At 70.4% G+C, this 19,397-nt stretch carries 14 protein-coding genes; 6 read left to right on the top strand and 8 right to left on the bottom strand.

Features of this window, described 5'->3' with window-relative positions; all coding sequences use genetic code 11:
• The 4 genes from modC to N4G63_RS03335 form a co-directional block, all read right to left on the bottom strand.
• Entirely contained in the window at positions 1-1,101 is a 1,101-nt protein-coding gene (gene modC, locus N4G63_RS03350) for a molybdenum ABC transporter ATP-binding protein (protein WP_260788783.1), read from the bottom strand.
• Positions 1,102-1,180: 79 nt separating this feature from the next.
• Complete coding sequence (gene modB, locus N4G63_RS03345; protein ID WP_314599342.1) at positions 1,181-1,864, bottom strand: molybdate ABC transporter permease subunit; 684 nt, start codon at positions 1,862-1,864, stop codon at positions 1,181-1,183.
• Positions 1,865-1,885: 21 nt separating this feature from the next.
• Positions 1,886-2,665 carry a molybdate ABC transporter substrate-binding protein gene (gene modA, locus N4G63_RS03340; RefSeq protein ID WP_260788784.1) on the bottom strand — a complete coding sequence of 260 codons (780 nt, stop codon included), beginning with the start codon at positions 2,663-2,665 and terminating at the stop codon, positions 1,886-1,888.
• Between the two features lie 26 nt (positions 2,666-2,691).
• Positions 2,692-3,546, bottom strand: coding sequence for a TOBE domain-containing protein (locus tag N4G63_RS03335; RefSeq protein WP_260788785.1), 855 nt, complete (start codon positions 3,544-3,546; stop codon positions 2,692-2,694).
• A gap of 232 nt (positions 3,547-3,778) precedes the next feature.
• On the opposite strand from N4G63_RS03335, the gene N4G63_RS03330 reads away from it, so the two are divergent.
• Complete coding sequence (locus N4G63_RS03330) at positions 3,779-4,246, top strand: TOBE domain-containing protein (RefSeq protein ID WP_260788786.1); 468 nt, start codon at positions 3,779-3,781, stop codon at positions 4,244-4,246.
• 115 nt (positions 4,247-4,361) lie between these two features.
• Entirely contained in the window at positions 4,362-5,567 is a 1,206-nt protein-coding gene (locus N4G63_RS03325) for a Fic family protein (RefSeq protein WP_314599341.1), read from the top strand.
• A gap of 3 nt (positions 5,568-5,570) precedes the next feature.
• Here the strand turns inward: N4G63_RS03325 and malQ are convergent, their stop codons facing one another.
• From malQ to N4G63_RS03305, 4 genes are all read right to left on the bottom strand, one after another.
• Positions 5,571-7,142: a 4-alpha-glucanotransferase gene (gene malQ, locus N4G63_RS03320; protein ID WP_314599340.1), complete on the bottom strand. Its 1,572-nt coding sequence runs from the start codon at positions 7,140-7,142 to the stop codon at positions 5,571-5,573.
• 51 nt (positions 7,143-7,193) lie between these two features.
• Positions 7,194-9,314, bottom strand: a complete 2,121-nt coding sequence (gene glgX / locus N4G63_RS03315; protein WP_314599339.1) for a glycogen debranching protein GlgX — start codon at positions 9,312-9,314, stop codon at positions 7,194-7,196.
• Positions 9,311-11,572, bottom strand: coding sequence for a 1,4-alpha-glucan branching protein GlgB (gene glgB, locus N4G63_RS03310; protein ID WP_314599338.1), 2,262 nt, complete (start codon positions 11,570-11,572; stop codon positions 9,311-9,313). The genes glgX and glgB overlap by 4 nt, the downstream gene beginning before the upstream one ends.
• Positions 11,573-11,699: 127 nt before the next feature.
• The gene (locus N4G63_RS03305) at positions 11,700-14,165 is read right to left on the bottom strand and encodes a glycogen/starch/alpha-glucan phosphorylase (protein WP_260788791.1); all 2,466 of its coding nucleotides are present in this window, start codon (positions 14,163-14,165) and stop codon (positions 11,700-11,702) included.
• A 283-nt stretch (positions 14,166-14,448) separates the two neighbouring features.
• Here N4G63_RS03305 and N4G63_RS03300 point away from each other — a divergent pair, with 283 nt between their 5' ends.
• The 4 genes from N4G63_RS03300 (at position 14,449) to malG (ending at position 19,394) form a co-directional block, all read left to right on the top strand.
• The gene (locus N4G63_RS03300) at positions 14,449-15,594 is read left to right on the top strand and encodes an ABC transporter ATP-binding protein (RefSeq protein WP_260788792.1); all 1,146 of its coding nucleotides are present in this window, start codon (positions 14,449-14,451) and stop codon (positions 15,592-15,594) included.
• A 128-nt stretch (positions 15,595-15,722) separates the two neighbouring features.
• On the top strand, positions 15,723-16,874 hold the full coding sequence (gene malE, locus N4G63_RS03295; protein WP_260788793.1) for a maltose/maltodextrin ABC transporter substrate-binding protein MalE: 1,152 nt from the start codon (positions 15,723-15,725) through the stop codon (positions 16,872-16,874).
• Positions 16,875-16,947: 73 nt separating this feature from the next.
• Positions 16,948-18,498 carry a maltose ABC transporter permease MalF gene (gene malF, locus N4G63_RS03290; protein ID WP_260788794.1) on the top strand — a complete coding sequence of 517 codons (1,551 nt, stop codon included), beginning with the start codon at positions 16,948-16,950 and terminating at the stop codon, positions 18,496-18,498.
• 5 nt (positions 18,499-18,503) lie between these two features.
• Positions 18,504-19,394, top strand: a complete 891-nt coding sequence (gene malG, locus N4G63_RS03285) for a maltose ABC transporter permease MalG (protein ID WP_260788795.1) — start codon at positions 18,504-18,506, stop codon at positions 19,392-19,394.
• The last annotated feature ends 3 nt before the right edge of the window (positions 19,395-19,397 follow it).

Below are 19,397 nucleotides of genomic sequence, written 5' to 3'. Positions count from 1 at the left end.
CTACATCAGCGCCACGCCCTTGATCTGGGCATACAGCACCTCACCGGGCTGCAGCGCCAGCGTCTCCAGGCTGCGGCGGGTGATGCGGGCCAGCAGGTGCACCGGCCCGGCCACCGGCGCGCCCTGGGCCGCATCGGCGCACACCGCCAGGCGCAGCAGCGCGGTGCTGCGGTCGGTGTGCAGGCTTTGCAGCACCACCGGCAGCACGTTGAGCACGCTGGTTTCCTGCGGCGGCTGGCGCGTCACGCTCACGTCGCGGGCCAGCACGCGGGCGCGCACACGCTGGCCCAGCGGCACGGCGGCCTGGCCCAGCCACAGGCCGCCACCGGCAAAGCCGATGCGGGTGAGGCCGTAACGCGCATCGTGCTCGGCCACCGCAGCGTCGATCACCACGCCGGCCTCGTCGTGCCGGGCCAGCGGCAACTCGGGCCGGGCCAGCAGCTCGGCCAGCGGGCCGGCGGCCAGCACCTGGCCGCGCGCCATCAGCACCAGGTGATCGGCCAGGCGTGCGGCCTCGTCGATGGCATGGGTGACCAGCACCACCGGCAGTGCCAGCTCGCGGTGCAGGCGCTCGAGGTAGGGCAGGATCTCGGCCTTGCGCGCGGCGTCCAGCGCGGCCAGCGGCTCGTCCATCAGCAGCAGGCGCGGGCCGGTGGCCAGCGCGCGGGCAATGGCCACGCGCTGGCGCTCGCCGCCCGACAGCGTGGCCGGCCGCCGCGCCATCAGCGCACCGATGCCCAGCAGATCGACCACCGCATCCAGCGCGATGCGCTGCGCATCGGCGCGGCTGCGCTGGCGGCCATAGGCCAGGTTGGCGGCCACGTCCAGGTGCGGGAACAGCGCCGCCTCCTGGATCACATAGCCCAGCGGCCGCTGGTGCGTGGGCACGAACACGCCCGCGGCATCGTCCTGCCAGACCTGGCCATCGACCACGATGCGACCGGCCGCGCGCTCCAGCCCGGCCAGCGCGCGCAGCACCGTGGTCTTGCCGCAGCCCGAGGGGCCGAACAGGGCGCTGACGCCCTGGCCCGGCAACGCCAGATCGACCGCCAGCGTGAAATCACGCCGCGGCAGGCGCAGCGTGGCAACGATGTTGCTCATTGGACGCCCCTCCGGTCGCTGCGCGACCACCTCCCCGCGGGAGGAACGCGCGCTCCTCGGAGCGGCCGGGCGGGAGCGCTCATGGCGCCTCCGGCGTCACGGCCTTGCGCCGCTGCGCCCACTGCAGGCCCAGCAGCACGACCAGCGAGAACAGCACCATCATCAGCGACAGGCGGTGCGCAGCGCCGAATTCGCCGGCTTCCACATGGTCGTAGATGGACACCGAGAGCACGCGGGTCTGGCCGCTGATGTTGCCGCCCACCATCAGCACCACACCGAACTCGCCCACGGTGTGCGCAAAGCCCACCACGCTGGCGGTGAGAAAGCCCGGCCGCGCCAGCGGCAGGGCCACGGTGACGAAGCGGTCCCAGGGACCTGCGCGCAGCGTGGCCGCGGCTTCCAGCGCGCGCTCGGGAATGGCCTCGAAGGCCTGCTGCAGCGGCTGCACCACGAAGGGCATGGAGTACAGCACCGAGGCCACCACCAGGCCGGTGAAGGTGAACGGCAACCGCCCCAGGCCCAGCGCCGTGGTGAGCTGGCCCAGCGGCCCCTGCGGCCCCATCAGCAGCAGCAGGTAGAAGCCCAGCACCGATGGCGGCAACACGATGGGCATGGCCACCAGCGAGGCCACCAGCAGCTTGGCCGGCGAGCGCGTGCGCGCCAGCCACCAGGCCACCGGCGTGCCCACCAGCAGCAGCAGCACGGTGGTCAGCGCGGCCAGCCGGGCGGTCAGGCCGATGGCCGTCCAGTCGTCAGGCGTCATCACGTGGCGACCCCCGGCAGCTCAGTGGCGGTAGCCATAGGCCTGGATCACGGCCTGGGCCGGCGCCGTCTTCAGATAGGCCAGCAGCGCCTTCGCGCCGGCACTCCTTTCGCCGGGCTTGAGCAGCACGGCGTCCTGGCGGATCTCACCGTACAGCGACTGCGGCACCTTCCACATCGAGCCCGTGGCGGGCTTGCCCGGCACCTGCACCTGGGACAGCGCCACGAAGGCCAGCTCGGCATTGCCCGTCACCGCGAACTGGTAGGCCTGGGAAATGGACTCGGCCGTCACCAGCTTGGGCGTGATGGCCTCGGTGTGGCCCCTGGCCTTGACCACCTCCAAGCCCGCGACGCCATAGGGCGCGATCCTGGGGTTGGCGATCGCCAACTTGCTGAACCTGGCCGCGGCCGCCAGCACCGCGCCCTGCTCATCCACCAGGTCCGGCGTGGCGCTCCACAGCACCAGCTGGCCGATGGCATAGGTGAAGTTGCTGCCGGCCACCGCGTGGCCTTCGGCGACCAGCTTCTTGGGCGTCTCGTCGTCGGCGGCGATCAGCACCTGGAAGGGCGCGCCGCCGGCCACGATCTGCGTATAGAACTTGCCGGTGGCGCCGGCCGAGGGCTTGATCACATGGCCGGTGGCAGCGGCAAAGCCTTCGGCAATCTTCTGCAGCGGCGCGGCGAAGTTGGCGGCCACGGCCACCAGCACTTCGTCAGCATGCGCCGGCAGCGCGGCCAGGCTGGTGACGGTGGCCAGCGCAGTCAGCCAGATGCGGCGCGGAGCCATGTGGGCAGGTTGCATGTCGGGTTCCTCTCGATGCTTGAACTTCAATCGATCACGGCCAGGATCACGCTCGACACCTTGAACGCCGCGCAGGCGCGCACGCCCTCGGCCAGGCCCAGCGCGGCCACCGAATCGCGCGTGAGCACCGCCACCGCGCTGCGGGCGCTGCCCAGATCGATCACCACCTCGGCGTTCACCGGCCCATCGACCACGCGCGCCACCGTGCCCCACAGCTGGTTGCGGGCACTGACACGCAGCGCCGCGTCGGTGAACACCAGCAGCGACGAGGCCTTGACCAGCGCGATCACCTCGCTGCCGATGGCCAGCCCCAGCGTCTCGGCCGATTCACGCGTGACCACCGCGGCCAGCTCCAGCGATTCATCGAGCCGCAGGCGCACCTCGAAATCCACCGGCCCCTCGCGCAGCGCGCACACCGTGCCGACGAACTGGTTGCGCGCGCTGGTGCGCACCGCCATGCGCCGCAGCAGGCGCTGGAAGCTGCGCGCATCGCCACCGGGCAGCGCGCTGAACTGCGCAGCCAGCCGGTCGAGCGCGGCCTGGTACTCGGCCTGCATCGCGCGGTACAGCGCGATGACACGCCGGCCATGCTCGGTGAGCCGCGTGCCGCCGCCGGCCTTGCCGCCGGTGCTGCGCGCCACCAGCGGCTGGTCGGCCAGGTTGTTCATCGCGTCCACCGCGTCCCAGGCGGCCTTGTACGACAGCGGCACATGCTTGGCCGCCTGCGAGATGGAGCCGTGCACATCGATGGCTTCGAGCAGGCGCACGCGGGTGTCGCCGAGAAAGCTGCCCAGGTCGGTGTCCACCTCCAGCCGGCCGGTGAGCCGCGGCACCCCCTGGCGCGGCTTGGGCGGCGCCGACGGAAGCGCGGGCTCAGCCATGCCAGGCTCCGTCAGGGTTGTATGGTTCACAACATAACGAACGGCTGGGCCAAGCGCTCAAGCCTGCGCCGAGGCTGGTTGCGCACCGTTGGAGGGCAGGCGTTATGGTTGCGGCGTGCACGGGGCTGGGCATAGGCTGGCTCTGTCAGAAAGCCGACAAGCGTCGTATCTTGAACGATACAACGCAATCGGCGTGCCAAGCCTCCCCACTCTCCCGATGTCAGGAAGCGCCATGCCCAATCTCCTGCCCCGCACAGGCCTGCAAACCAGTGCCCGCAACCAGTTCGACGGCCTCGTCGGCGCCCTCACCGCCGGCCCGGTGAACTGCGAGGTGCGGCTGCAGCTGCCCGGCGGCGATGCGCTCACCGCCGTGATCACCCAGGCCGCCGCCCGCGAGTTGGGCCTGGCCGTGGGCGGCCGCGCCGTGGCCATCGTCAAGGCGCCGTGGGTGATCGTGGCCACGGCTGGGGCAGACAGCGGGGCCGACGCCGGCCTGCGCGACTCGGCCCGCAACCAGCTCAGCGGCACCGTCAGCGCCCTGACCCTCGGCCCGGTGAATGCCGAGGTGGCGATCACCTTGCCGGGCGGCAGCGTGGTGCATGCGGTGATCACGCAAGAAGCGGTGGCCGATCTGGGCCTGGCCGTGGGCCAGGCGGCACGGGCCATCATCAAGGCAAGCCACATCGTGCTGGCGGCGTGAAAGCAACTTGCCGCAATCAGGTTCGCAGTAAAGTACGCAAGCGACAAAGCAGTCTGACTACTTAATCCATTGATGACAATGGGTTATGGCAGCATCTGAGTTCGCAAGAGCGTACATGTACAACGCCCCCCACCAGTTTGAACCCCTGCTGCCTTCTGCCGCGCGGCAAGAGCCGCTGCTGGCTAAGGCGCATGACCTGGCGCTGGCGGCCACCTCGCTGGCCAGCCAGCCGCTGGGCACCGAATTGCGCACGCTGCTGCGGGCCATGAATTCGTACTACTCCAACCGCATCGAGGGCCAGCACACGCGCCCCTACGAGCTGGAGCAGGCGCTGCACAAGGATTTTTCGCAAGACGCCCAGCTGGCCGCGCGCCAGCGCCTGGCCATCGCGCACATCGACACGGAGGCCGATCTGGAGGCGCGCTTTGCCGGCCCGGACGGCATGGCGGCGCTGTACACGCCCGGCGCCGTGCAGCACATCCACCGCGCGCTGTTTGCCAGGCTGCCCGCCGCCGATCTAAACACCGATGAAGGCACGCCCATCGAGCCCGGCCAATGGCGCACACGCGAGGTGAGTGTGGGCCAGCATGTGGCGCCCACCGCCGCCAGCCTGGGCGAGTTTCTGGCGCGCTGGGCGTCGTTCTACGGTGGCGTGCGGCGGGGTGACGCCACGCTGGTGGCGGTGGCCGCGGCGCACCAGCGCCTGGGCTGGATTCACCCTTTCGTTGATGGCAACGGACGGGTGATGCGCCTGCACACGCATGCGGCCCTCAATGCGCTGGGCTACACCGGTGGCCTGTGGTCGCCGCTGCGCGGCTTTGCACGCAGCGTGGACCGGTACTACGCGCTGCTGGCGGCTGCCGACGAGCCACGCCGCGGCGACCTGGATGGCCGCGGCAACCTCAGCGAAGCGGCGCTGGTGAGCTGGATCGACTATGTGCTCGATGTCTGCCTGGATCAGGTGGCCTTCATGCGCGGCATGCTGAACCTGGGCGCCATCGATCAACGAATCGCCGCCTGCCTGAGCTTCGAGCAGGAGGTGCTGAAAAACGGCGTGCGCCTGGAAGCCTTGCGGCCGCTGCACTACCTGTTCGTCACCGGCCTGGAAATCGAGCGGGGCGAGTTCAAGCGCATGACCGGCCTGGGTGACCGCACGGCGGTGAACCTGCTCACGGCCCTTGTCAAGCGCGGGCTGCTGGTCAGCGACAGCGTGCAGGGCAAGGTCAGGTTCGGCCTGCCGCTGCACGCGCTGCGCTTTTACTTTCCGGCGCTGTGGCCGGAGGCGGAGGCCGACAGCGCCTTGCCGATGCGGGCCGGCTGAAGCTCAGTAAGAAGCCGGCGGCGGCCGCTTCTCCGGCACGCCCACGCCCAGCAGCTCGAACGCGCCACGGCCGCTGGCGGCGGTCAGCAGGCCCAGCACGCGGCCGGGCTCGTCGCCCACCATGGGCCAGTCGAAGCGCCAGGTCCAGTTCGGGTCGCCCAGGGTGCCGGGCACGTTCATGCGGTGGGCGCTGGGCAGGCCCAGCACGTCCTGCAGCGGAAAGATGGCCAGGTTGGCCACCGAGTTGAGCGCGGCGCGGATCATGGCCCAGTGCACATCGTGCGCGCCGCAGGCCAGGTAGGTGCCGGCATAACGCCGCTCGCGCTCGGGCGCGGCATGCCACCAGCCGTGGGCGGTGTCGTTGTCGTGCGTGCCGGTGTACACCACCACGTCGCGGCGCCAGTTGTGCGGCAGAAACTCGTGCTCGCCGTCGCCGCCAAAGCCGAACTGCAGGATCTTCATGCCGGGGTAGCCCAGCGCATCGCGCAGTTCGTGCACGTCGGGCGTGATGAAGCCCAGGTCTTCGGCCACGATGGGCACATCACCCAAGGCCTTGGAAATGGCATCGAACAGCGCCTTGCCCGGGCCCTTCTTCCACTGGCCGGTGCGCGCATCGGGGCTGCTGGACGGGATCTCGTAGTAGCCCGCAAAGCCGCGGAAGTGGTCGATGCGGAAGGCATCGGCCTGGTGCAGCATGCGTTTCACGCGCGCCGTCCACCAGGCCCAGCCCTCGGCGGCCATGCGCTCCCAGCGGTACATGGGGTTGCCCCAGCGCTGGCCTTCGGGGCCCAGGTCGTCGGGCGGCACGCCGGCCACCACGGTGGGCTGGAAGTGCGCGTCCAGCTCGTACAGGTCAGGGCGTGCCCAGCAGTCGGCGCTGTGGTGGGCGATGAAGATGGGCAGGTCGCCCAGGATGCTCACGCCCTTGCTGTTGGCATAGGCCTTGAGCGCCACGCACTGGGTGTCAAAACACCATTGCAGCCATTGCCAGAAGGCGATCTCGGTGGCGTGCTCGGCGCGCGCGGCGCTCAGCGCTGCGGCGTCGCGGGCGCGCAGCGGCGCCGGCCACAGCCACCAGGGCTGGCCGCCGTGGGCGGTCTCCAGTGCCATGAACAGGCAGTAGTCGTCCAGCCAGTCGCCGGTTTCAGCCTGGGCCTGGGCCCAGGCCGCCAGCGCCACGCGCTCGGCCGGCGTGCTGCGCGCGCTGTAGCCGGCAAAGGCCTCGCGCAGCTGGGCCATGCGCCAGGGAATCACGGCGCCGAAGTCGACGCGCGCAATGCCCAGCGCGTCGCGGTGCGGTGGCGGCACGGTGGCCGGTGCGGCCAGCCAGCCGGCCGCGATCAGCGGCTCCAGCGCCACCATCAGCGGGCTGCCGGCAAAGGCCGAGACGCTTTGGTAGGGCGAGTTGCCGGGGCCGATCGGCGTGGTGGGCAGCCATTGCCAGATGCGCTGGCCGCAGCCGGCCAGCCAGTCGACGAAATGCCGCGCCGCCGGGCCGAAGTCGCCAATGCCATGCGGGCCGGGCAGCGAGGTGATGTGCAGCAGCACGCCCGAGGCGCGTTGGTGGAGGTTCATGGCGCGTTGTCTCTCGTGTTCGCGGTTCGTGGTGCCGTGGCCGGGCGGCGATCAGGGGTTGAGCTGCCGCAGCACCACCACCGACTGCGGCGGCACGCGCAGCACCTCGCCCGCGCCTTGCGGATGGGCGGCGCGGTGAGCGGCGCTCAGGTCGCCGCTGCTGTCGAGCAGCAGCGTCCACGGCCCGGGCGCGGGCAGCGTGAAGGGCAGCGCCAGGGCCTCGGGGTTGAAGGCCAGCAGCAGCGCATGGTGGCCCACGCGCTCGGGCGGCTCGCCGTTGATGCGGCAGGCCAGGGCCTGCTGCTGGGCGTCGTGCCAGTCATTGACCTGCATCTCGTGGCCGCTGGGCGCAAACCAGCTCAGCGAGCGCTCGTCGGGCCCGGTGCTGCGCGCCTGAAACCAGCGGTCGTGGCGCAGCGCCGGCTCGGCCCGGCGCAGGGCCGCCAGCTCGCCCACAAACGCGGCCAGGTCGGTGTCGGCGCCGGCCCAGTCGAGCCAGGTGGTCGGGTTGTCCTGGCAGTAGGCGTTGTTGTTGCCGCCCTGGGTGTTGCCGATCTCGTCGCCGGCGCACAGCATCGGCGTGCCCTGGGCCAGCATCAGCGTGGTCAGCATGGCGCGGCGCACGCGCTGGCGCAGCGCCACCAGGCCGGGCTCGGCGGTGGGGCCCTCGGTGCCGAAGCCGGTGGCGGGCTCGTCGTTGCGGCCGTCGCGGTTGTCTTCGCCGTTGGCCTGGTTGTGCTTGCGGCTGTAGCTCACCAGGTCCATCAGCGTGAAGCCGTCGTGCGCGACGATGAAGTTCACGCTGGCGCTCGGCCGCCGCTGGCCGTGGTGGAACAGGTCGCTGCTGGCGGTGAAGCGCCGCGCAAACTCGCCGCGGCTCACGCCCATGCCGTTGCTGCGGCCGATCCAGTAGCGGCGCGCCGTGTCGCGGAACTTGTCGTTCCACTCCAGCCAGCGGCCCGGAAAGCGGCCCACCTGGTAGCCGTCGGGGCCGATGTCCCAGGGCTCGGCGATCAGGTGCGCGCGGTTGAGCACCGGGTCCTGCTTCAGCGCGGTAAAAAACGCGGCATGCGGGTCGAAGCCGTGGCGGGTGCGGCCCAGCACCGGCGCCAGGTCGAAGCGAAAACCGTCCACGCCCATCTCCTGCACCCAGTAGCGCAGCGAGTCCAGCACGAACTGCGACACGCGCGGATGCGCGGTGTGCACGGTGTTGCCGCAGCCGGTGAGGTTTTCGCAGCGGCTGTGGTCGCCCGACACCAGGCGGTACCAGCTGGCGTGATCCAGCCCGCGAAAGCTGATCGTCGGGCCGGCCTCGCTGCCCTCGGCGGTGTGGTTGTAGACCACGTCCAGCAGCACCTCCAGGCCATGGTCGTGCAGCGTGGCCACCATGGCGCGGAACTCGTCGTTCACCGCACTGGGGTCGTCGGGCCGCTGGGCAAATCGCGGGTCGGGGCAGAAGAAGCCCAGCGTGTTGTAGCCCCAGTAGTTGACCGCGCCGCGCGCGGCCAGGCCGGCTTCATCGAGGTGGTACTGCACCGGCAGCAGGCTCAGGCTGGTGACGCCCAGGCGCTTGAAGTGGGCAATGGCCGCCGGATGCGCCAGGCCGGCATAGGTGCCGCGCAACTCGGCCGGCACACCCGGCAGCTGCATCGAGAAGCCACGCACATGCACCTCGTAGAGCACCAGGTCGGCCGGCGCCACGCGCGGGTGGTGGTTCACCGCCGGCAGCGGCGGCGGTGGCACGCGGGCCTTGAGCGCCTGCGCCGCGTTGTCGCGCTTGTCGAGCGAACGTGTGCCCTCCGGGTGGCCCACCTCGTAGCCGTGGTGCTCGGGCGCCCAGCGAAAGCGGCCGACGATCTCGCGCGCGCAGGGGTCGAGCAGCAGCTTGTGCGGGTTGAAGCGGTGGCCGTGCTCGGGCTGGTAGGGGCCGTGCGCGCGCAGGCCGTACACCAGGCCCGGGCCCACGCCGCGCAGAAAGCCGTGCCACAGCCCGTCGTGCGGGCCATGCAGCGGGTAGCGGCGCAGCTCGCGCACGCCGTCGCCATCAAACACGCACAGGTCGATGCGCTGGGCATGCTGCGAGAACACCGCGAAATTGACGCCACCGTCGCGGGCCAGCGCGCCCATGGGTTCGTGGCGGCCTTCTTCGATCGTGTCGGGCAATGCGGTCATGTCGATTCAACAGGGGCAGGAACCAGAAACAGCGTGGCCAGCGGCGGCAAGGTCAGCGTGATCGACTGCATGCGCCCGTGCGCCGGCTGCGGCCGCACCCGCAGCGGCGCGCCGCCATTGCCCAGGTTGCTGCCGCCGTAGTGGGCCGAGTCGGTGTTGAGCACCTCCTGCCAGGCGGCGACACCCTCCGGAACCCCCAGGCGAAAGCCCTCGCGCGGCACCGGCGTGAGGTTGCTGAGCACGATCACCTGACCCCCCTGGCCGTCGCGCCGCACCCAGGCCAGCACCGATTCGTCGGCCGCGTCGGCGCTGACCCATTCGAAGCCGCTGGCCTCGGCATCCAGCCGGTGCAGCGCGGGCTGGGCACGCATCAGGCGGTTCAGGTCGCCCACCAGGCGCTGCACGCCGGCGTGGCGGGCATCGCCCAGCAGCTGCCAGGGCAGCTCGGTGTCGTGGTTCCACTCGGTGGGCTGCGCAAACTCCTGGCCCATGAACAGCAGCTTCTTGCCGGGGTGGCCCCACATGAAGCCGTAGTAGGCGCGCAGGTTGGCAAAGCGCTGCCAGTCATCACCGGGCATGCGGCCCAGGATGCTGCGCTTGCCGTGCACCACCTCGTCGTGCGAGAGCGGCAGCACGAAGTTCTCGCTGAACGCGTAGACCATGCCGAAGGTCATGCGGCCGTGGTGCCAGCGGCGGTTGACCGGGTCTTCGGCCATGTAGGCCAGGGTGTCGTTCATCCAGCCCATGTTCCACTTGAAGTGAAAACCCAGGCCGCCGGCAAAGGTGGGCGCGCTGACGCCCGCAAAGGCCGTGCTCTCCTCGGCCACGGTGATGGCGCCGGGGCATTCGGCGCCGATGACCTCGTTGGTGCGCTTCAGGAAGGCGATGGCCTCGAGGTTCTCGCGCCCGCCCTGGGCATTGGGAATCCACTGCCCTGCGGGGCGCGAGTAGTCGCGGTAGAGCATCGAGGCCACGGCGTCGACGCGCAGGCCATCCACGCCGCAGCGCTCGATCCAGTACAGCGCCGAGCCGACCAGGAAGTTGCGCACCTCGTGGCGGCCGAAGTTGTAGATCAGCGTGTTCCAGTCGCGGTGGAAACCTTCGCGCGGGTCGGCGTACTCGTACAGCGCGCTGCCGTCGAACTGGGCCAGGCCATGGGCATCGGACGGAAAGTGCGCCGGCACCCAGTCCAGCAGCACGCCCACGCCCTGCGCATGGCAGGCGGCGACAAAGCGCATGAAGCCCTCGGGGTCGCCGCTGCGGGCGCCGTCATCGGTGGGCGCGGTAAAGCGGGCGCTGGTGGCATACAGGCCCAGGGTCTGGTAACCCCAGCTGCCGTCGAACGGGTGCTCGCTGATCGGCAGCAGCTCGATGTGGGTGAAGCCCAGGCCGGCGGCATAGGCCGGCAGCGCGGCGGCCAGGTCGTCCCAGCTGTGAAAGCGGCCATCGGGATGGCGCCGCCACGAGCCCAGGTGCACCTCGTACACCGCCATCGGCGCATCGCGCCGGTTGGCCTCGGCGCGGCCGGCCGGCAGCGCGCGGCGCGGCGGCAGCGGCGCGGCCACCACGCTGGCGGTGGCCGGGCGCAGCTGGCTGGCGCGGGCGTAGGGGTCGGCCTTGAGCGGCAGCACGGCGCCACCATCGCCCATGTCGCGCGTGCGGATCTCGAACTTGTACAGGTCGCCCGGCGCCACGCCGGGAATGAACAGCTCCCACACGCCCGACGGGCCGCGCCCGCGCATCGGGTGGCGGCGGCCGTCCCAGCCATTGAAGCTGCCCACCACGCTGACCCGCGCCGCATTGGGCGCCCACACCGCGAACTGCGTGCCGGCGATGGCCTGCACGCCCTCGCCCAGGGTTTGCGGATGCGCGCCCAGCACCTCGAACGGCCGCAGGTGCGAGCCCTCGCCCAGGTAGTGCAGATCCTGCTCGCCGATCAGCGGGCCGCAGCGGTAGGCATCGCCCAGCAGGCTGCTGCTGCCATCGGCCCAGGTGATGTCGAGCCGGTAGTCGAAGGCATTGACGCGGCGCGGCACCGGGGCCTCGAACAGGCCGCTGGCCTGGCCTTGGGCATCCAGCCGCGGCGGCAGATCCACCACGGCGCGGCCGGTGGCCGTGTCGCGCAGGGTCACGGCCCGCGCACCGGGCAGGAAGGCGCGCGCCCACAGCGCCTTGCCCACCGCGTGCAGGCCCAGCACGGCAAAGGGGTCGGGGTGCCGCGCCTCGCGCAGCGCGGCCAGATCGTCGTCGCTCAGCATGGGGGTTGAGTGTGCGCCAGCCGGATGACATGCGGCGATCTAACCCAGCGGCCGCCGCGGAACCGGCTTTGCCGGGCCGCTGGCGGCGCCCCCCGGGGGGAGGCGCCGCAGGCGCTTCGGGGGGGACTCAAATGACCGCCCAGACGCGGTCGCGGTACTCGCCGATGGTGCGGTCGACGCTGAAGAAACCCATGCCGGCGATGTTGCGCAGCGCGCGCTCGGCCCAGGCGGCGGGCTGGGCGTACAGCGCATCCACCTCGAGCTGCGTGGCCAGGTAGCTGCCAAAGTCGGCCAGCAGCAGGTACGGATCACGCGTCAGCAGGGTGTGCACCAGGCCCTTGTAGCGGTCGTGGTCGTGGTGCGAGAAGGCGCCGCCGGCAATCGCGTCGAGCACGCCCTTGAGCTGCCGGTTTTCTTCGTAGTGCAGGCGCGGGTCGTAGCCGGCGGCCTTGACCTGTGCCACCTGCTCGGTGCGCAGGCCGAACACGAACATGTTGTCTTCGCCCATGCCTTGCGCCATCTCGATGTTGGCGCCGTCCCAGGTGCCGATGGTGCAGGCGCCGTTGAGCGCGAACTTCATGTTGCCGGTGCCGCTGGCCTCGGTGCCGGCGGTGCTGATCTGCTCGCTCAGGTCGGCCGCCGGGATGATGATCTCGGCCAGGCTGACGCCGTAGTTGGGCAGGAACACGAGCTTCAAGCGGTCGCCCACGCGCGGATCGCTGTTGACCACCCGCGCCACGTCGTGGATCAGCTGGATGATCTGCTTGGCCGCCACGTAGGCCGAGGCGGCCTTGCCGGCAAAGATCACCGTGCGCGGCTGCCAGCCCTGGCCATCGGGGCCCTCGGGATGGGCCACGATGGCCTGGTAGCGCGCCACCACATGCAGCAGGTTCAGCAGCTGGCGCTTGTACTCGTGGATGCGCTTGATCTGCACATCGAACAGGCTGTCGGGGTTTACCGCCAGGCCCAGCTCGCGGCGGATGTACTCGGTCAGGCGCAGCTTGTTGGCGCGCTTGGTCTTGAGGAAGTCCTGGCCCAGCTTCTTGCCGGCGGCCTTGGCGGCCAGCTTGCCCAGCTGGCCCAGATCGGCGCGCCAGCCCTCGCCCACGGTCTTGTCGAGCAGGGCCGTGAGGCCGGGGTTGGCCTGGGCCAGCCACCGCCGCGGCGTGACGCCGTTGGTGACATTGGTGAAGCGCTCGGGCCACAGCGCGGCAAAGTCGGCAAACAGGGTCTGCACCATCAGCTCGGAATGCAGCGCCGACACGCCGTTGACGGTGTGCGAGGCCACCACCGCCAGCGTGGCCATGCGCACACGGCGCTCGCCCTGCTCGTCGATCAGCGACATGCGCGAGACACGCGCCTCGTCGTGCGGGAAGCGCGCGCGCACCTCGGCCAGGAAGCGGGCGTTGATCTCGTAGACGATTTCCAGGTGCCGCGGCAGCAGGCGCTCGAACAGCGGCATGGCCCAGGTTTCCAGCGCCTCGGGCATCAGCGTGTGGTTGGTGTAGCTGGTGGCCTGGCGGGTGATGGCCCAGGCTTCGTCCCAGCCCAGGCCGTGTTCATCGAGCAGCAGGCGCATCAACTCGGCCGGGGCCAGGGCCGGGTGGGTGTCGTTCAGGTGCACCGCGTTGCAGCGGCCGAAGCTGTGGATGTCGTCGCGGGCCTCGCGCAGGTGGCGCGCCAGCATGTCCTGCACCGAGGCGCTGACCAGAAAGAACTCCTGGCGCAGCCGCAGCTCGCGGCCGGCCGGCGTGCTGTCGTCGGGGTACAGCACCCAGTTCAGGCGTTCGCTCTCCAGCAGATGGGCGGCGGCGGCCAGGTGCTCGCCGCGGCAGAAGGCGGCAAAGTCGATGGAATGCGAGGGCTGGGCGTTCCACTGGCGCAGCGTGCTCACGCGCTCGGTGGCGTGGCCGGGCACGATGAAGTCGTAGGCCTGGGCCAGGATGATCTCGGCCGGCACCCAGCGGCGCAGGCCGCCCTCGGCCACCACCATGCCGCCAAAGCCCACCGGGTAGCGCAGCTCGGGGCGCAGCAGCTCCCACGGGTTGCCGTTGCGCAGCCACTCGTCGGGCAGCTCGATCTGGCGGCCGTCCTGGATCAGCTGCGCGAACATGCCGTGCTCGTAGCGCAGGCCGTAGCCAAAGCTGGGCAGGCCCAGCGAGGCAAAGGCATCGAGAAAACACGCCGCCAGCCGGCCCAGGCCGCCGTTGCCCAACGCGGCATCGGGCTCGTGCTCGATCAGCGCCTGCAGCGAGGGCGCAGCCTTGCCGAGGGTGGCGCTCAACTGGCCGTCCAGCCCCAGCGCGGCCAGCGCGTTGTGCATGGCGCGGCCCATCAGAAATTCCATCGACAGGTAGTGCACCCGCTTGGCCTTGGCGCCGCGCTGGGCATCGGCCGCCTGGGTGGCGGCCCAGCGCTCGGCCAGCAGCGTGCGGGCGGCTTCGGCCGCGGCGGCCGAGGTGGCGCTGTCGCGCTCGGCATCGCTGCGCTGGGCCAGCGCACGGCGGTACAGGCGCTGGAACTCGGCCGCCAGGCCGGCGGCCTGGGAGGCAGCCGCATCGGCAGACGCAGCAGAGGACAGGGTCTTGGGCATGGGCACCACTCCTTGGGGACGGAAAGTATCGCCACTGGCGGCCTGTTTGTGTAGTTATCCTACATCGGGATTCCCCGAGGTTGGTCTTGAAAATCGCTAAGTGCTTGTTTTTTCAAGTGTTCGGCATTTGGCGATGCGGGCAAGCACCGTTGTCACCGCACCAAACGATCTGTATATTCTCTACAACAGGCCACCCACACCCCATGCATGGGCCGTGCCGGCCTGGCCACAGCAACAACAAGGCAGCCCGCCCCAGCGCGGTGCAGCCCGAGGTGACAAACCCATGGCCGATGTGCGACTGGTGAATGTGCAAAAGAGCTACGGCGACACGCATGTGCTGCGTGACGTGAACCTCGAGGTGCGCGATGGCGAGTTCATGGTCTTCGTCGGCCCCTCGGGCTGCGGCAAGAGCACGCTGCTGCGCACCATTGCCGGGCTGGAAGACATCAGCGGCGGCGAACTGAGCATCGGCGGCCGCCTGGTCAACGAGGTGCCGCCGGCCGAGCGCGGCATCGCGATGGTGTTCCAGAGTTATGCGCTGTATCCGCACATGGACCTCTACGAGAACATGGCCTTCGGCCTGCAGCTGGCCAAGGTGCCCAAGGCCGAGATCGACACCGCGGTGCACAACGCCGCCAAGATCCTGCACATCGAGCACCTGCTCAAGCGCAAGCCCAAGGATTTGTCGGGCGGCCAGCGCCAGCGCGTGGCCATCGGCCGCGCCATCGTGCGCAAGCCCGAGGTGTTTTTGTTCGACGAGCCGCTGAGCAACCTGGACGCCGCGCTGCGCGTGAAGATGCGCTACGAGTTTGCCAAGCTGCACGACGAGCTCAAGACCACGATGATCTACGTCACCCACGACCAGGTCGAGGCCATGACCCTGGCCGACCGCATCGTGGTGCTGAGCGCCGGCCGCATCGAGCAGGTGGGTTCGCCGCTGGCGCTGTACGAGCACCCCGACAACCTGTTCGTGGCCGGCTTCATCGGCAGCCCCAAGATGAACCTGATCGGCGCCGAGCTGGTGGCCGTGGTGGCGGGCGAGGCCACCGTGAAGCTGCCCGACGGCAGCCTGATCCGCGCCCGGGTGGATGCCACCCGCGCCAAGGCCGGCGACAAGGTGACGCTGGGCATCCGCCCCGAGCACCTGGGCGCCGCCGAAGGGGGCAGCGACGGCAACACCATCGACGCCCGCATCACCTTTGTGGAATCGCTGGGCTCCAGCACCCAGGCCTACAGCCACTTTGCCGGCGCCGAGGACGACACCCTCACCTGCCAGCTCGACGGCCGCCTGCGCCCGCGCCAGGGCGATGCCATGCCGCTGTGGCTGCCGCCCGAGGCCTGCTACCTGTTCGACGCCCAGGGCCTGGCCTTCCGGCGCCTGGTGCAGGCCACGCCGGCGGCGGGCCTGCGGCCGGCGGTGGCGGCTTGAGCGGTCGCACAGGCCCACGGCCGCCGCTGACCGTGCGGGCCGCGCACCGGGCCGCACCCCAGCCGGCCGATCGCGCCCATGCGGCCCGCGGGCGATCGGCCGGCCGGCTCGCCAGGCGCGGGGCCTGCATGCTGGCGCTGCTGGGCGCTGCACTGCAGGCCGCGGCCGCGCCGCCGCGCCTGCTGGTGTGGATCAACGGCGACAAGGGCTACAACGGCCTGCAGCAGGTGGGCGACGCCTTCACCCGCGCCTCGGGCGTGACGGTGGTGGTGCAGCACCCCGAGGCCGCGCCCGACAAGTTCCAGGCCGCGGCCGCCGCCGGCAAGGGCCCCGACATCTTCTGCTGGCCGCATGACCGCACCGGCGAGTGGGCCCGCGCCGGCCTGATCGTGCCGGTGCACACCGGCCGCGCGGTGCGCGACGCCATCGATCCCGCCGCCTGGCGTGCCTGGACCTGGCGCGGCAAGGTCTGGGGCTATCCCGTGAGCTTCGAGGCCATCGGCCTGATCCACAACAAGGCCCTGGTGCCGGTGGCGCCCACGCGCTTCGAGGACGTGCCGGCACTCGATGCCCAGCTCAAGGCCGGCGGCGCCCGCGCACTGCTGTGGGACTACAACAAGGCCTTCTTCACCTGGCCGATGCTGGCCGCGGCTGGTGGCCAGATCTTCGGCGCCGATGCCCGCGGCGAGCCCGACACGCGGCAGGTGGGCATCAACAACCCCGGCGCGCTGGCCGGCGCGCAGATGCTGTCGCGCCTGATCGAGGGCGGCACGCTGCCGCGTGGCGCGCGCTACAGCGACATGGAGTCGCAGTTCGCCGCCGGCAAGGTGGCCATGATGATCAGCGGCCCCTGGGCCTGGGACAACGCGCGCAAGGCCGGCATCGATTTCGGCGTGGCGGCGATCCCCTCGGTGGCCGGGCAGGCGGCCAAGCCCTTCGTGGGCGTGCTGGGCTGCATGATCACCGCGCCCAGCCCGCACAAGGACATCGCGCGCGAGTTCCTCGAGCACCATGTGCTGTCGCTGAGCGGCCTGAAGACCATCTCGGCCGACGTGCCGCTGGGCACGCCGGCCAACAAGGCCTATTACGCCGAGCTGTCGGCCGATCCGCTGATCCGCGCCACCATGGCCAATGTCCGCGCCGGCGCGCCGATTCCAAACATCCCCGAGGTCGGCCGCTTCTGGCCGGCGATGGACGCGGCGCTGGAGGCCATCACCCAGGGCCGACAGCCGCCCAAAGAGGCGCTGGATGGCGCGGCGGCGCGGATGCTTGTGAAATGAGCGTCACAGGCGCCTGGCCCTTGCGGGCCGCGGCTTGCGGCAACCGCGACGACAAGCACAAGAAACAAGCAACGTGAGCGCACCAAGAGCCTCCTCGCTGACGCGACATGCCGTCGCAGCGGCCACGGCACTCATCCTGCTGTGGGCCGTTTTCCGCACCTACGCCGCCGGCCAGCCGATGTGGGCGCTGGGCCTGCTCGCCGCCGGCGCCACCGCACTCACCCTCTACGCCAGCGCCGGCAAGAACGTCGCCTGGAAGTACCTGTTCCCGGGCGTGGCCGGCATGCTGCTGTTTGCCGCGTTTCCGCTGCTGTACACGGTGCAGATCGGCTTCACCAACTACGCCTCGGCGCACCTGCTCAGCCAGGAGCGTGCCCGCGCCTACCTGCTGGACCAGCGCGAGTTCGACGAGGCCGGCGCCTACGACTTCGCGCTGCTGCGCGAGGCCTCGGGCCACCGCCTGACGCTGACCCCGGCCGATGGCCGCGACGGCCCGGTGCTGAGCACGGCGGTGCTCGACCTCGACCGCCCGCCCGCTGCCGATGCCGCGCCCATCACCGCCACACTCAATGCCGGCACGGCCACCGGCACGCCCGCCGACCTGCGCCAGCGCATCGCGCTGCGCCCGGCGCTGCAGGCCCTGCGCATCCAGGTCCCCGGCGGCGCGGTGCTGGGCTATGCCGGCCTGCGCGAGTTCGCCCCGGTCAAGCCGCTGTGGCTGGGGCAGGCCGATGGCAGCCTCAGGAGCACGGCCGATGGCACGCTGGCCAGGCCCAACCTCGACACCGGCTATTTCGAGACCGCGCCGGGCCAGGTGCTGACGCCCGGCTTCAAGGTGGGCATCGGCTTCGCGCACTACCAGCGCATGCTCGCCGATGCCGATTTCCGCGGCCCCTTCGTCGCCATCTTCGGCTGGACGGTCACCTTCTCGGCGCTCACCGTGATCTTCTCAACCGCGCTGGGCCTGGGCCTGGCCGTGGCGCTGAACTGGGAGGGGCTGAAGCACCGCACGCTGTACCGCACGCTGCTGTTCCTGCCCTATGCCGTGCCGGGCTTCATCTCGATCCTGGTGTTCAAGGGCCTGTTCAACCAGAACTTCGGCGAGATCAACGCCATCCTCGATGGCCTGTTCGGCATCCGCCCGGCCTGGTTTGCCGATCCGCTGCTGGCCAAGGCCATGCTGCTGATCGTCAACACCTGGCTGGGCTACCCGTACATCATGGTGCTGGCCACCGGGCTGCTGAAGGCCATTCCGGCCGATCTGTACGAGGCCTCGGCGATTGCCGGCGCCGGCCCCTGGACCAACTTCCGCCGCATCACCGCGCCGCTGATCGTGCGGCCGCTGATGCCGCTGCTGATCAGCGCCTTCGCGTTCAACTTCAACAACTTCGTGCTGATCAGCCTGCTCACCGACGGCCGGCCCGACGTCCTGAACACCAAGCTGCCGGCCGGCACCACCGACATCCTGGTCAGCTACACCTACCGCATCGCCTTCACCGACGCCGGCCAGAACTTCGGCCTGGCCGCGGCCATCTCCACCCTGATCTTCGGCATGGTGGCGCTGATGGCGCTGCTGCAGCTGCGCTTCATGCGCAGCGCCGATGCGCCACCCGCCAAGAGGTAAGCACCATGGCCCTGGTCACCGGCAAGAGCCACCGCTGGCGCGTGCGCGCGCTGCATGTCGGGCTGTGGGTGCTGATCGCGCTGACGCTGTTTCCGCTGCTGGCGGTGGTGTCGATCAGCCTGCGGCCGGGCAACTTTGCCACCGGCTCGCTGATCCCCAGCACCATCAGCTGGGAGCACTGGCAGCTGGCGCTGGGCATGGCCGTGACGCGGCCCGACGGCACGCTGGTGCAGCCGCCCTTTCCAGTGCTGCTGTGGCTGTGGAACAGCATCAAGATCGCCACCGTCTCGGCGCTGCTGATCGTGGCCATCTCCACCACCGCGGCCTATGCCTTTGCGCGGCTGCGCTTTGCGCACAAGACGCTCATCCTCAACAGCATGCTGCTGCTGCAGATGTTTCCGGTGGCGGTGGCGCTGGTGGCCATCTACGCCATCTTCGAAGGCATCGGCCAGAGCCTGCCCTGGCTGGGCGTTGAAACGCATGCCGGCCTGGTGGTGGCCTATTGCGGCGGCGTGGCCACGCACATCTGGACGATCAAGGGCTACTTCGAGACCATCCCGGTCGAGATCGAGGAAAACGCCAAGATCGACGGCGCCACGCACTGGCAGGCCTTTCGCCGCGTGCTGCTGCCGATGGCCGTGCCGATCCTGATGGTGGTGTTCGTGCTGGCCTTCATCGGCACCATCATCGAGTACCCGGTGGCCAGCGTGCTGCTGCGCGAAGAGCCCAACCTCACGCTGGCCGTGGGCAGCAAGTTCTACCTGTACGAGCAGAAGTACCTGTGGGGCGACTTCGCCGCCGCCGCGGTGCTGAGCGGCCTGCCGATCACGCTGGTGTTCCTGGCGGCGCAGCGCTGGATCGTCTCGGGCCTCACCGCCGGTGGCGTGAAAGGATGACCC

It is taken from the genome of Aquabacterium sp. OR-4 (assembly GCF_025290835.2).
In the GTDB taxonomy this organism is placed as follows: domain Bacteria; phylum Pseudomonadota; class Gammaproteobacteria; order Burkholderiales; family Burkholderiaceae_C; genus Pseudaquabacterium.
The sequence above is the reverse complement of the archived record's forward strand: the minus strand, read 5'-3'. Positions and strand labels throughout refer to the sequence as shown.

Bases quoted from the DNA above. Each gene is read 5' to 3' on its own strand.
- modC (WP_260788783.1), bottom strand. From the start codon at position 1,101: ATGAGCAACATCGTTGCCACGCTGCGCCTGCCGCGGCGTGATTTCACG.
- modB (WP_314599342.1), bottom strand. From the start codon at position 1,864: ATGACGCCTGACGACTGGACGGCCATCGGCCTGACCGCCCGGCTGGCC.
- modA (WP_260788784.1), bottom strand. From the start codon at position 2,665: ATGCAACCTGCCCACATGGCTCCGCGCCGCATCTGGCTGACTGCGCTG.
- N4G63_RS03335 (WP_260788785.1), bottom strand. From the start codon at position 3,546: ATGGCTGAGCCCGCGCTTCCGTCGGCGCCGCCCAAGCCGCGCCAGGGG.
- N4G63_RS03330 (WP_260788786.1), top strand. From the start codon at position 3,779: ATGCCCAATCTCCTGCCCCGCACAGGCCTGCAAACCAGTGCCCGCAAC.
- N4G63_RS03325 (WP_314599341.1), top strand. From the start codon at position 4,362: ATGTACAACGCCCCCCACCAGTTTGAACCCCTGCTGCCTTCTGCCGCG.
- malQ (WP_314599340.1), bottom strand. From the start codon at position 7,142: ATGAACCTCCACCAACGCGCCTCGGGCGTGCTGCTGCACATCACCTCG.
- glgX (WP_314599339.1), bottom strand. From the start codon at position 9,314: ATGACCGCATTGCCCGACACGATCGAAGAAGGCCGCCACGAACCCATG.
- glgB (WP_314599338.1), bottom strand. From the start codon at position 11,572: ATGCTGAGCGACGACGATCTGGCCGCGCTGCGCGAGGCGCGGCACCCC.
- N4G63_RS03305 (WP_260788791.1), bottom strand. From the start codon at position 14,165: ATGCCCAAGACCCTGTCCTCTGCTGCGTCTGCCGATGCGGCTGCCTCC.
- N4G63_RS03300 (WP_260788792.1), top strand. From the start codon at position 14,449: ATGGCCGATGTGCGACTGGTGAATGTGCAAAAGAGCTACGGCGACACG.
- malE (WP_260788793.1), top strand. From the start codon at position 15,723: ATGCTGGCGCTGCTGGGCGCTGCACTGCAGGCCGCGGCCGCGCCGCCG.
- malG (WP_260788795.1), top strand. From the start codon at position 18,504: ATGGCCCTGGTCACCGGCAAGAGCCACCGCTGGCGCGTGCGCGCGCTG.